The following is a 12,448-nucleotide window of genomic DNA, read 5'->3' on the forward strand; positions in this document are numbered from 1 at the left end:
CCTCACCATTTAGCATCTGCTCCGTAGCAGGCAGAGGGAATGGGAAAATGGACGTCATCATGGGGCTGGTAGCTGCCGTGTTGTGGGGCGCTACGGATTTTCTGGTGGGGGTAAACGCCCGGGCGGTTGGCATCCGCCGAGCTGTCTTTCTTGGACAGGTATTGGGTCTGCTGCTGATGGGGCTGATTATCTTCGTGTCGGCCAATCAGCTGGAAAAGATGCTGGCGGCACCTGTTAGCGCATTGCTGCTCGGTGGGGTTGCGGCGCTTTGCACGGTGTTGGGGGCGCTGTCACTTTCCAAGGCGTTTGCTATCGGCAAGACGGCAGTCGTGGCCCCGCTGGTGACCTCATATGGCGTCTTTACTACGCTGCTGGCCTGGCTGGGTGGTGATGAACTGTCGCTTTGGCAGTTTCTTGCCTTGCTGACCTGTTTCCTTGGTGTGCTGTTGGCCAGTAGCAGCGGTAACAGGGCGGATGAGCAGGGGCGCTCGATGAGCCGTTTGCCTATTGGTTTCGCGTTGTTGGCGGCGGCGCTCTACGGCATCAGTTTCTGGCTTCAGGGGATGTATGCGCTGCCATCGCTCGGCCCTGTGAACATGTTGGCGCTAGGGTATGCAGTAGGGGTGATCTTCCTGATGCCCGAAGCGCTCAGGCTGATAAGAGGGTGGTCGGCAATCGGGCCACGAACCTGTGCAACATTGTGCTGTGCCAGCCTGTTTAACCTGGGTGGTTTTTCTGCATTTTCATGGGGGGTACTCAATGGTTCGATTTCCATCGTCACGGTGATCAGCACACTGTCTGGCGGCATCGCTGCGATACTTGGCTTTTTCTTCTATCGAGAGCGCTTGTCCTGTTTTCAGGTGGTAGGCGTTAGCCTGGTTTTGGCGGGTGCCATTCTGCTGCACCTGTTTGGATGACCCCGATAAGTTCAGGTACTGCGTTCATCTGAGCCATGACGCGGTCTCTGTGGGAGCGGTTTTACCCGCGAATGCGGCAGCGGGCTTACCGACGCATTCGCGGGTAAACCCGCTCCCACAGGGGGCGTGTGAAATCAGCCAGCGCTTCAATAGAACAACCGCGGCTCCGGCGAGTCCAGCAGGCTGACCAGCTTGGTCAGGGCAAAGCCCAGTTCCTGGCGGCTAGGGGTCATCAGGGCAATGCGCACGCCGCAAGTGGCGTGGCTGCGTTCTGGCAGGAATTGGCTGCCACTGACCACCGTGACGCCGTTGTTGCGCGCCAGGTTGGCAAACTCGTCGCTGGTCCATGGCTCTGGCAGCTCCAGCCAGATGTGGAAGCTGTTGGGTTGGCTGCGGATCTTGTACTTGCCAAGAGTCTTCAGGGCCATTTGCTGGCGCGCGGCTGCCTCGTCCTGCTGTACCCGCACCAACTGGTCGGCCATGCCGCTGTTGATCAGGTTGCTGGCCAACTGCGCCATCAATGGCGATGGCATCCATACGCTGCTGCGTACCATCGACGATAGTTGTTGGCGATCCTCATGCTCGGTGCGATCGCCTTCATTGCGGGCTTCGTCGACAGCATTGCTGGCGGTGGCGGGTTGTTCCTGGTGCCGGGCTTCCTGCTGGTCGGCATGCCCCCCCAAGTTGCCCTGGGCCAGGAAAAACTGGTCAGCACCCTTGGCACCTTGGCGGCCATTCGCAACTTCCTGGCCAACAGCAAGATGGTCTGGCAGGTGGCGCTGGTCGGGGTGCCGTTTTCGTTGCTCGGTGCCTACCTGGGGGCGCACTTGATCGTGTCCATCGCCCAGGAAACCGTGGGCAAGATCATCCTGGCGCTGATTCCGTTCGGCATCCTCATCTTCCTCACCCCCAAGGATCGCCCGGTCGAGGAGCGCGAGCTGTCTTCGCGCATGCTCTACACCGTGGTGCCACTGACCTGCCTGGCCATTGGCTTCTATGACGGCTTCTTCGGCCCCGGCACCGGCAGCATGTTCATCATCGCCTTCCATTACCTGCTGCGCATGGACCTGGTGTCCAGTTCGGCCAACTCGAAAACCTTCAATTTTGCGTCAAACATTGGCGCCCTGGTGGCCTTCGTCATGGCAGGCAAGGTCGTCTATCTGCTGGCATTGCCGCTGGTTGCCTGCAACATCCTCGGTAACCACCTGGGCAGCGCACTGGCCCTGCGCAAAGGTAACGAAGTGGTGCGCAAGGCGCTGGTGTTCTCGATGCTCTGCCTGTTCACCAGCCTGGGCGTGAAGTACCTGGCCTGACCCAATCCAAAGGAGACAATCGATGAAAACCGCATTCGTAACCGGCGCCTCCTCGGGCTTTGGGCGCGCCATTTGCCGCACCCTGATCGTCAAAGGCTACCGCGTGATCGGTGGTGCCCGGCGCATGGACAAGCTACAAGCGCTGGAAGCCGAACTGGGCGTCAACTTCATGCCGCTGGCGCTGGATGTCACTGACCCGGTGTCGCTTGAAACGGCGGTAGAGCAGATTCGTGATGCTTCGCTGCAGATCGATCTGCTGGTCAACAACGCCGGGCTGGCGCTGGGTGTCGACCGTGCCCAGGCCAGCAGTGCCGAAAACTGGCAGCGGATGATCGACACCAACATCACCGGCCTGGCCATGGTCACCCAAAAGATCCTGCCGCAGATGGTGGAAGCCGACAGTGGCATGATCATCAACATCGGCTCCATCGCCGGGACCTATCCCTACCCGGGCGGTAACGTATACGGCGCGAGCAAGGCCTTTGTTCGCCAGTTCAGCCTCAACCTGCGCGCCGACCTGGCGGGCACCCGCGTGCGGGTGAGCAATATTGAGCCGGGGCTGTGTTCGGGCACTGACTTCTCGGTGGTGCGCCTGAAGGGTGACCATGATGCCGTGCAGGCGCTGTACCGGGATGTGGAAGCCATTCTTCCGGAAGACATTGCGGCGACGGTGGCCTGGATTGCCGAGCAACCGGCGCATGTGAACATCAATACCATCGAGATCATGCCGGTGGCGCGGAGCAGTGCGGCGCTGAATGTGGTGCGCAACCTGCCGCGTTGCTGATTGGTAAGTGGTGGATGGCACCGGCGTTACCGGTGTTCGCGGGTAAACCCGCTCCCACAGGGACCTCGTCTGCAGCTGATCCATGTCATCGCACCCTCTCGATTCTTGACTAGTCTTATCTATTGGCGGCCACCAATTAGCCGCCACCGTGACTACCAAGAGGCGCCGGCCATGTTCCGCGCGTCCACCACCTGATCAGGAGTGCACGATGGACCTGAACCGTCGGCAGTTCTTCAAGGTCGCCGCCGTCGGCCTTGGAGGCTCGAGCCTGGCGGCGTTGGGCATGGCCCCGACGCCGGCCTTCGCCGAGCAGGTGCGTCACTTCAAGCTGGCGCATACCAAAGAAGCCCGTAACACCTGCCCCTACTGCTCGGTCGGCTGCGGCCTGATCATGTACAGCCAGGGCGATGCGGGTAAAAACGTCAAACAGAGCATCATCCATATCGAAGGTGACGCCGACCACCCGGTCAACCGTGGCACCCTCTGCCCGAAAGGCGCCGGCCTGCTGGACTTTATCCACAGCCCGAGCCGCCTGCAGTACCCCGAGGTACGCAAGCCGGGCAGCAAGGAGTGGGTGCGGGTCAGCTGGGACGAAGCGCTCGACCGCGTCGCCGACCTGATGAAGCAGGACCGCGACGCCAACTTCATCGAGAAGAACGCCCAGGGGCAAACCGTCAACCGCTGGCTCACCACCGGTTTTCTCGCTGCTTCCGCCGCCTCCAGCGAGGCCGGCTACCTGACCCACAAGGTCGTCCGCGCAACAGGCATGCTGGGGTTCGATAACCAGGCTCGTGTCTGACATGGCCCGACGGTGGCAAGTCTTGCCCCGACGTACGGCCGTGGCGCCATGACCAACCACTGGTCCGATATCGCCAACGCGAATCTGGTACTGGTGATGGGTGGCAACGCAGCAGAAGCGCATCCGTGCGGATTCAAGTGGGTGACCGAGGCCAAGGCGCACAACAAGGCGCGGCTGATCGTGGTCGACCCGCGGTTTACCCGTACCGCTTCGGTGGCGGATTACTACGCGCCGATCCGTACAGGTACCGACATCGCCTTCATGGGCGGGCTGATCAACTACCTGCTGAGCACTGACAAGATTCAGCACGAGTACGTGCGCAACTACACCGACGTGTCGTTCATCGTCAAAGAGAGCTATGGCTTCGAGGACGGGCTGTTCAGCGGCTACGACGAGGCCAAGCGCGTGTATGCCGACAAGTCCGGCTGGGGTTACGAGCTGGGTGAGGACGGCTATGCCAAGGTCGACCCGACCCTGCAGCACCCGCGCTGCGTGTTCCAACTGATGAAGCAGCACTACAGCCGCTATACCCCGGAGCTGGCGAGCATGACCTGTGGCATGCCGCAGGACGCCATGATGAAGGTCTGGGAAGAGATCGCCACCTGCTCGGTACCGGGCAAGACCATGACGATCCTCTACGCGCTGGGCTGGACGCAGCACTCGATCGGCGCGCAGATCATCCGCAGTGCGGCCATGGTCCAGCTGCTGCTGGGCAACGTCGGCATGCCCGGTGGCGGGGTCAACGCCCTGCGCGGGCACTCCAACATCCAGGGCCTGACCGACCTCGGCCTGCTGTCCAACTCGCTGCCTGGCTACCTGACCCTGGCTGGCGACGCCGAGCAGGACTACGCCACCTACATCGACAAGCGCGCTTCCAAGCCGCTGCGCCCGGGGCAGCTGTCGTACTGGCAGAACTACGGCAAGTTCCACGTCAGCCTGATGAAAGCCTGGTACGGTGCCAATGCCACGGCGGAAAACAACTGGGGCTACGACTGGTTGCCCAAGCTCGACGTACCAGCCTACGACGTGCTGCGCATGTTCGAGATGATGGGCCAGGGCAAAGTAAACGGCTACATGTGCCAGGGCTTCAACCCGATCGCCGCGCTGCCGGACAAGAACCGCGTCACCGCAGCCCTGGGCAAGCTCAAGTGGCTGGTGATCATGGACCCGCTAGCCACCGAAACCTCGGAGTTCTGGCGCAACGCCGGGCCGTTCAACGATGTCGACACGGCCAACATCCAGACCGAAGTGATCCGCCTGCCCACTACCTGCTTCGCCGAGGAAGACGGCTCGCTGGTCAACAGCAGCCGCTGGCTGCAGTGGCACTGGAAGGGCGCCGACGGCCCGGGTGAGACCCGTACCGACGTGCAGATCATGAGCGAACTGTTCCTGCGCCTGCGCCAACGCTACCAGGCTGAGGGTGGCGCCTACCCCGACGCGATGATGAACATCAGCTGGCCGTACAAGATTCCTGATGAGCCATCCCCGGAGGAGCTGGCCAAGGAGATGAACGGCTGGGCGGTCACCGACCTTACCGACGCCACTGGCGCCACGCTCAAGGCCGGCCAGCAACTGTCGGGCTTCGGGCAGATGAAGGACGACGGCAGTACTGCGTCCGGCTGCTGGATCTTTGCCGGCAGCTGGACTGAGCAGGGCAACCAGATGGCCCGCCGTGACAACAGCGACCCGTATGGGATGCACCAAGTGCAGAACTGGGCCTGGGCCTGGCCGGCCAACCGGCGCATTCTCTACAACCGTGCTTCCAGTGACCCGCAAGGCAAGCCGTGGGACCCAGAGAAGAAGCGCCTGGTGTGGTGGAACGGCAAAGCCTGGACCGGCACCGACGTGCCCGACTTCAAGGTCGATTCGCCACCGGAAGCGGGGATGAACCCGTTCATCATGAACCCCGAAGGCGTGGCGCGTTTCTTCGCCATCGACAAGATGGCCGAAGGCCCGTTCCCCGAGCACTACGAGCCGTTCGAAACGCCGATTGGCATCAACCCGTTGCATCCGCAGAACAAGAAGGCCACCAGCAACCCGGCCGGGCGCATCTTCGATTCGGTGTGGGACAGCCTCGGCACGCACGACGAGTTCCCGTACGCGGCGACCACCTACCGGCTGACCGAGCACTTCCACTTCTGGAGCAAGCATTGCCGGCTCAACGCCATTGCCCAGCCCGAGCAGTTCGTCGAGATCGGCGAGGTACTGGCCAACGAGAAGGGCATCAAGGCCGGCGACCGGGTGCGGGTGTCGAGCAAGCGCGGGCATATCGATGCGGTGGCGGTGGTGACCAAGCGGATTCGTCCGCTGCAGGTCAACAACCAGACCGTGCACCAGATCGGCATCCCGCTGCACTGGGGCTTCACCGGCGCGACCCGGCATGGCTACCTGACCAACACCCTGGTGCCGTTCCTCGGTGACGGCAACACGCAGACGCCAGAGTCCAAGTCGTTCCTCGTCAAAGTGGAGAAACTCTGATGGCCAGCCAAGACATCATCGCCCGCTCGGCCACCACCACCGTACCGCCCTCGGTACGCCAGCAGCAGGAAGTCGCCAAGCTGATCGACACCACCAAGTGCATCGGCTGCAAGGCCTGCCAGGTGGCGTGTTCGGAGTGGAACGAACTGCGTGACGAGGTCGGCCACAACCACGGCACCTACGACAACCCCCAGGACATCACCGCCGAGACCTGGACCCTGATGCGCTTCACCGAGCACGAGCGTGACGACGGCAACCTGGAATGGCTGATCCGCAAGGACGGCTGCATGCACTGCGCCGACCCAGGTTGCCTGAAGGCCTGCCCGAGCCCGGGGGCGATCATCAAACACGCCAACGGCATCGTCGATTTCAATCAGGACCACTGCATCGGCTGTGGCTATTGCATCACTGGCTGCCCGTTCAACATCCCGCGCATCTCGCAGAAGGACCACAAGGCGTACAAGTGCACCCTGTGTTCCGACCGCGTGAATGTGGGCCTGGAGCCGGCCTGCGTGAAAACCTGCCCGACCGGGGCGATCGTGTTCGGCAGCAAGGACGAGATGAAGGTGCATGCCGCCGAGCGCATCGTCGACCTGAAGTCGCGGGGCTTCGACAAGGCCGGCCTTTACGACCCGGATGGCGTCGGTGGCACCCACGTGATGTACGTGTTGCACCATGCCGACACGCCGAAGCTGTACGCCGGCTTGCCGGACCAGCCGGTGATCAGCCCGCTGGTGGGGCTGTGGAAGGGCTTCACCAAGCCGCTGGCGCTGCTGGCCATGGGCGCAGCGGTGCTGGCCGGGTTCTTCCACTACGTGCGGGTTGGCCCACAGCGTGTGGAAGAGGATGAACACCCCACGCCACCCGACGAAAGCGTGCATCAGGTGGACCCTGCGGTGCATGTCTATGATCCGACCAAGCCCGGTGGGCAAGGGGGGCAGCGGCCATGAACGACAAAAAACCCATCCTGCGCTACAACGCCAACGAGCGCAGCAACCACTGGGTGGTGGCGATCCTGTTCATCCTTGCAGGGCTGTCGGGGCTGGCGCTGTTCCACCCGGCGCTGTTCTGGCTCAGCAACCTGTTCGGCGGCGGGCCGTGGACGCGCATCCTGCACCCCTTTATCGGCGTGGCGATGTTCGTGTTCTTCCTCGGTTTGGTGTTCCGCTTCTGGCGGGCCAACTTCATCACTGCCAACGACCGCCTGTGGCTGCGCCGGGTGGACCGGGTGATGCGCAACGAGGAGGAGGGCGTGCCGCCCGTAGGCAAGTACAACGCCGGGCAGAAGCTGCTGTTCTGGACCCTGCTGGCGTGCATGCTGGTGCTGCTGGTCAGTGGCGTGGTGATCTGGCGTGCTTACTTCAGCCATTTGTTCGGCATCGATGTCATTCGCCTGTCGACGCTGCTGCATGCGTTGGCGGCGTTCGTGCTGATCCTCAGCATCATCGTGCACATCTACGCCGGTATCTGGATCAAGGGCTCGATCGGCGCCATGCTGCATGGCTGGGTCAGCCGCGCCTGGGCACGCAAGCACCATGAATTGTGGTACCGCGAAGTGACCGGCAACAAGACGCCGGGCAATCACAGGCGAAAAGAAGGATGAGCGCTTGAGCACGATACTCGAACCCGGGCAGATCGAAGCGTCGGCGGTGATGCCGCCGTTTCTGCACCTGCCCCCCGCTAACCTGTTTGAACTGCGCGCCGCGCGCCTGGAGCTGTTGGCCGAAGGCAATGCCCTTGGCGCTTACCTGAAACTGATCGCGCGGTTGTGCCGTATCCAGCAGCAGCTTGTGGATAACCCGCCTGGCGGCATGCCGGTGGCCGAGGAGCGGCAGCGCCTGTGCATAAGTCACGGCTTGCCGCCACTGGCGGCTGACAGCCTGGTACGTGAAGGGCCTTGGCTGGTCTGGTTGCAGGCCTTGCTTGAACACTTCAACGGAGAAACCAGTGGCCCGTTGGGTGAGGCGTTGCAGGTGATGCGCGGCAGTGATGACAATCAGCGCAAGGGCTGGGGCATTGCCTTGCTGGCGGGCCAGTACGATGCGGTGCCAGCGGCGCTTGTGCCGTTCCTGGGCGCCGCGTTGCAGGCTGCATGGTCCTGCTGGCTGCTGGCGCTGCCCACGCCTGAGCTCAAGCCTGGCGACAGCCTGGCCCAGTGCCCGGCCTGCGGTTCGCCGGCGATGGCTGGGGTGGTGCGCAACCGTGGCAAGCACAATGGCCTGCGTTACCTGGCCTGCTCGCTGTGTGCCTGTGAGTGGCATGTGGTGCGGGTCAAGTGCGTGTACTGCGAGTCGAGCAAGGACTTGCGCTACACCAGCCTTGAAGATGATCGCCATGCACCGGGCAAGGCGCCGCTGCGGGCTGAATGCTGCCCGGGGTGCGAGAGTTACCTGAAGCAGAATTACCTGGAGAACGATGCGGCAGCCGAGCCGCTGGCTGACGACCTGGCCAGCCTGGCGCTGGACATGCGCCTGGACGAGGAGGGCTTTCATCGCCTGGCACCCAACCTGATGCTCGCGCCCGGGTAGTGGGTGAGTGTCTACACTGAAGTATCGAGTTGCCTGCTTCGCGGGTAAACCCGCTCCTACAGGTACAGCGTATTCCTGACGGTTTGCGCATTCCCCGTAGGAGCGGGTTTACCCGCGAAAGGGCCAGCACAGACAACGGACCAGTCCAAGGTAGTACCGCATGTCCAACAGCCTCGCCAGCGAAACTGCACGCCTGCCCTCCATCGACACCCTTCTGCGCCACCCGGCCTGTCTCCCACTGATCGACCGCCACGGCCGCGACGCTGTCCTGGCCACCCTGCGCCAGCTGCTCGACGACCTGCGCGAACCCACCCGCAACGGCCAGCTCAGCGCCGCCGAACTGTCTGCTGAAGTCCTGCTGGGCCGCAGCGGCGAACGCCTCGCTCTCCAGCAACGCAGCCAAGTCCGCCGTGTGTTCAACCTCACCGGCACCGTGCTGCACACCAACCTCGGCCGCGCCCTGTTGCCCGAAGAAGCCATCGAGGCCATGCACACCGCCGCCCGTTACCCGCTCAACCTGGAATTCGACCTGGCCACCGGCAAGCGTGGCGACCGCGACGACCTGATCGAAGGCCTGATCCGCGAACTGACCGGCGCCGAAGCCGTCACCGTGGTCAACAACAACGCTGCTGCCGTGCTGCTGGCGCTCAACAGCCTGGGCGCGCGCAAGGAGGGCATCATCTCCCGTGGCGAGCTGATCGAAATCGGCGGCGCCTTCCGCATCCCCGACATCATGGCCCGCGCTGGCGTGAAGCTGCATGAAGTCGGCACTACCAACCGCACCCACGCCCGCGATTATGAGGCTGCCATCGGCCCGCGCACCGGCCTGCTGATGCGCGTGCATTGCAGCAACTACAGCATCCAGGGCTTCACCACTCAGGTGCCCACCGCCGAACTGGCGCGCATCGCCCACCAACATGATTTGCCGCTGCTTGAAGACCTGGGCAGCGGTAGCCTGCTCGACCTCACCCGCTGGGGCCTGCCCGCCGAACCGACGGTGCGCCAGGCCCTGGCCGATGGTGCCGATATTGTCACCTTCAGTGGCGACAAGCTGCTGGGCGGGCCGCAAGCCGGGATCATCGTCGGCCGCAAGCAACTGATCGCCAAAATCAAGAAGAACCCGCTCAAGCGCGCACTGCGCGTCGACAAGATCACCCTCGCCGCACTGGAAGCGGTGCTGGCGCTGTACCGCAACCCCGACCGCCTGGCCGAACGCCTGCCCAGCCTGCGACTGCTGACCCGCAGCCAGGCCGAGATCCAGGCCCAGGCCGAGCGCCTGGCCCCTGAACTCAAAGCCCACCTCGGCGAGCAATGGGCAGTCAGCGTGGAACCGGCGTTGGGCATGATCGGCAGTGGCAGCCAGCCGGTTGCACGCCTGCCGAGCGCGGCGCTGTGCCTGCGCCCGCAGGTGTCGAAGAAACTGCGCGGTCGCAGCCTGCATGTGCTTGAGCGGGCCCTGCGCGAATTACCGGTGCCGGTGCTCGGGCGTATCGATGACGATGCCCTGTGGCTCGACCTGCGCCAGCTCGACGACGAGGCCCAGTGGCTGGCGCAGCTGCCGGCCTTGCAACTGGGGCCAGTGCAGTGATCGTCGGCACCGCCGGCCACATCGACCACGGCAAGACCGCGCTGCTACAGGCTCTCACCGGCCAGGCCGGTGACCAGCGGCAGGAAGAACGCGCCCGTGGCATGACCATCGACCTCGGTTACCGCTATGCGGCGCTGGCCGAGGGGGCGGCGCTGACTGGCTTCATCGATGTGCCGGGCCACGAGCGCTTTATCCACAACATGCTGGCCGGCGCCCATGGCATCGACTTGGTGCTGCTGGTGGTGGCCGCCGACGACGGAGTAATGCCGCAGACTCGCGAGCACCTGGCGATCATCGAGCTGCTGGGTATTCCCCAGGCGCTGGTGGTAATCAGCAAATGCGACAGGGTCGAGCCCGCGCGACTGGCAGAGGTGCAGGCGCAGGTCAGGGAATTGCTGGCTGATGGGCCTTATGCCAAGGCACGGCAATTCCCCGTGTCGAGCATCAACGGGCAAGGCATCGAGGTGTTGCGCCGGGCCTTGCTGGAAGCCGAGGTGCGGGTGCGTCAGCGCAGCGTGCGCGGTGGCTTTCGCCTGGCGGTCGATCGCGCCTTCGCCGTGACCGGCGCCGGGGTGGTAGTGACTGGCACAGCGCTGGCCGGGCGCGTCAGCGCTGGCGACACGTTGCTGCTGGGCAAGGCCGGCAAGCCGGTGCGAGTGCGTGGCCTGCACGCGCAGAACCAGGTTGCACTGGTGGCCGAGGCCGGCCAGCGAGTGGCGCTGAACATCGCCGCCGAACGCTTGGCGGTGGAGCAAGTGCACCGCGGCGACTGGCTGGTGCCCGAATGGCTGCATGCACCCAGCGTGCGGGTGGACATAGAACTTTGCCTGCTACCCGGGGAAACCCGCATTTTTGAACATTTCAGTGCTGTTCATGTGCACCTCGGTACCCAGGACGTGACGGCTCGGGTGGCCTTGCTCGAGGGCGAAACCCTGGCCGCCGGCCAGCGCATGTTTGCCCAGCTGCTGCTCAACGCGCCGTTGCAGGCGGTACATGGTGATCGTCTGGTGCTGAGGGACCAGCGTGCCCAGCGCACCCTCGGCGGCGGCAAGGTGCTCGACCCGTTCGCGCCGAGTCGGCAGCGCCGCAGCGAGGAGCGCCTGCGCCAGCTGCAGGTGTTGCGCGATGCAGATGACCTGGAGGAGGCACTGCCGGCCTTGCTCGCCAGTGCGCTCGGTGGGCTCGATCCGCAGCGCCTGGAGCGCCAGTTCAATCGCCAGCGCGAAACCTGGCTGTTGCCCAATGATGTGCAGGTGATAGCCACGCGCCAGGGCCCGCTGCTGTTTGCCAAAAGCCAGTGGCAGGCACTGAGGCAGCAGGTGATGGAGCAGCTGGCGCGCTTCCATGAACAGGAGCCCGACCAGCTCGGCCCGGACCGCGACCGCCTGCGCCGCTTCACCGCCTTGCCGCTGGAGCGCCCGGCATTTGTCAGCTTGCTCGATGAGCTGCTCAACGACGAGGTGATCGCCAGCAGTGGGCCATGGCTGCATCTGCCTGATCACAAGGTACAGTTGAGCGAAGCCGACAGTGCCTTGTGGGCAAGGCTGCAGCCGAAGTTGCTGGCAGGGCAATATGACCCGCCCTGGGTCAGGACTTTGGCCACTGAAGAAAACTGCGCGGAGGCAGATGTGCGCCTGTTGCTGCGCAAGCTGGCCCGGTTGGGCCTGGTGCATCAGGTGGTGCGCGACCTGTTCTACCCCGAGGCGACGCTACAGCGCATGGCAGAGCTGCTGCTGCGGCAGGCCCGCGAAACGCCTATAGTGCAGGTTGCCGCGTTTCGCGATATGTTGGGCATCGGTCGCAAACGCAGTGTGCAGGTTCTGGAATACTTCGACCGCATCGGCCTGACCCGGCGGGTGGCCGACCAGCGTCACATCCGCGCCGACAGCGCCCTGGCCCAGCAGCAGGCCAGGCACTGAGTTCAAGGAAGGCAATCGCGCCCGGTGGCGCGGCCGGGCTTCAAACCCGGTTGGGGACGGCAGCCGTTCCCGGGCAGGTTCGACTCCCGCTGCCTTCCGCCATTCTCTTTTCCTGTCAAGGC

General features: G+C 63.9%; 9 protein-coding genes, 1 tRNA gene and 1 pseudogene. 10 read left to right on the plus strand and 1 reads right to left on the minus strand.

What is annotated here, in order from left to right:
* Positions 1-47: 47 nt before the first annotated feature.
* Positions 48-917 (plus strand): EamA family transporter, encoded by an 870-nt coding sequence (locus tag ACIP1G_RS24895; protein ID WP_400741675.1) that lies wholly within the window; start codon positions 48-50, stop codon positions 915-917.
* A gap of 146 nt (positions 918-1,063) precedes the next feature.
* Here ACIP1G_RS24895 and ACIP1G_RS24900 read toward each other — a convergent pair.
* A pseudogene (locus tag ACIP1G_RS24900) lies at positions 1,064-1,483 on the minus strand (PLP-dependent aminotransferase family protein); the annotation flags it as partial.
* A gap of 12 nt (positions 1,484-1,495) precedes the next feature.
* On the opposite strand from ACIP1G_RS24900, the gene ACIP1G_RS24905 reads away from it, so the two are divergent.
* The 9 genes from ACIP1G_RS24905 to ACIP1G_RS24945 all read left to right on the plus strand — a co-directional run bounded on the left by ACIP1G_RS24905 (position 1,496) and on the right by ACIP1G_RS24945 (position 12,428).
* Positions 1,496-2,230, plus strand: a complete 735-nt coding sequence (locus ACIP1G_RS24905; RefSeq protein ID WP_400741678.1) for a sulfite exporter TauE/SafE family protein — start codon at positions 1,496-1,498, stop codon at positions 2,228-2,230.
* A 22-nt stretch (positions 2,231-2,252) separates the two neighbouring features.
* Positions 2,253-3,014, plus strand: coding sequence for an SDR family NAD(P)-dependent oxidoreductase (locus ACIP1G_RS24910; RefSeq protein ID WP_400741680.1), 762 nt, complete (start codon positions 2,253-2,255; stop codon positions 3,012-3,014).
* A gap of 208 nt (positions 3,015-3,222) precedes the next feature.
* On the plus strand, positions 3,223-6,291 hold the full coding sequence (gene fdnG, locus ACIP1G_RS24915) for a formate dehydrogenase-N subunit alpha (RefSeq protein ID WP_400741682.1): 3,069 nt from the start codon (positions 3,223-3,225) through the stop codon (positions 6,289-6,291).
* Positions 6,291-7,241 (plus strand): formate dehydrogenase subunit beta, encoded by a 951-nt coding sequence (gene fdxH, locus ACIP1G_RS24920; RefSeq protein ID WP_400741685.1) that lies wholly within the window; start codon positions 6,291-6,293, stop codon positions 7,239-7,241. The genes fdnG and fdxH overlap by 1 nt, the downstream gene beginning before the upstream one ends.
* On the plus strand, positions 7,238-7,894 hold the full coding sequence (locus ACIP1G_RS24925) for a formate dehydrogenase subunit gamma (protein WP_400741687.1): 657 nt from the start codon (positions 7,238-7,240) through the stop codon (positions 7,892-7,894). The genes fdxH and ACIP1G_RS24925 overlap by 4 nt, the downstream gene beginning before the upstream one ends.
* 4 nt (positions 7,895-7,898) lie before the next feature.
* Positions 7,899-8,819, plus strand: coding sequence for a formate dehydrogenase accessory protein FdhE (gene fdhE / locus ACIP1G_RS24930; protein WP_400741690.1), 921 nt, complete (start codon positions 7,899-7,901; stop codon positions 8,817-8,819).
* A gap of 160 nt (positions 8,820-8,979) precedes the next feature.
* Positions 8,980-10,407, plus strand: a complete 1,428-nt coding sequence (gene selA, locus ACIP1G_RS24935) for an L-seryl-tRNA(Sec) selenium transferase (RefSeq protein ID WP_400741693.1) — start codon at positions 8,980-8,982, stop codon at positions 10,405-10,407.
* Positions 10,404-12,326: a selenocysteine-specific translation elongation factor gene (gene selB / locus ACIP1G_RS24940; RefSeq protein ID WP_400741769.1), complete on the plus strand. Its 1,923-nt coding sequence runs from the start codon at positions 10,404-10,406 to the stop codon at positions 12,324-12,326. The genes selA and selB overlap by 4 nt, the downstream gene beginning before the upstream one ends.
* Before the next feature lie 6 nt (positions 12,327-12,332).
* Positions 12,333-12,428 (plus strand) — tRNA-Sec (locus tag ACIP1G_RS24945).
* The last annotated feature ends 20 nt before the right edge of the window (positions 12,429-12,448 follow it).

Source organism: Pseudomonas sp. NPDC089392, from assembly GCF_044749595.1.
Lineage (GTDB): Bacteria > Pseudomonadota > Gammaproteobacteria > Pseudomonadales > Pseudomonadaceae > Aquipseudomonas.

Bases quoted from the DNA above. Each gene is read 5' to 3' on its own strand.
- ACIP1G_RS24910 (WP_400741680.1), top strand. From the start codon at position 2,253: ATGAAAACCGCATTCGTAACCGGCGCCTCCTCGGGCTTTGGGCGCGCC.
- ACIP1G_RS24925 (WP_400741687.1), top strand. From the start codon at position 7,238: ATGAACGACAAAAAACCCATCCTGCGCTACAACGCCAACGAGCGCAGC.
- ACIP1G_RS24895 (WP_400741675.1), top strand. From the start codon at position 48: ATGGACGTCATCATGGGGCTGGTAGCTGCCGTGTTGTGGGGCGCTACG.
- fdxH (WP_400741685.1), top strand. From the start codon at position 6,291: ATGGCCAGCCAAGACATCATCGCCCGCTCGGCCACCACCACCGTACCG.
- selA (WP_400741693.1), top strand. From the start codon at position 8,980: ATGTCCAACAGCCTCGCCAGCGAAACTGCACGCCTGCCCTCCATCGAC.
- ACIP1G_RS24905 (WP_400741678.1), top strand. From the start codon at position 1,496: ATGCTCGGTGCGATCGCCTTCATTGCGGGCTTCGTCGACAGCATTGCT.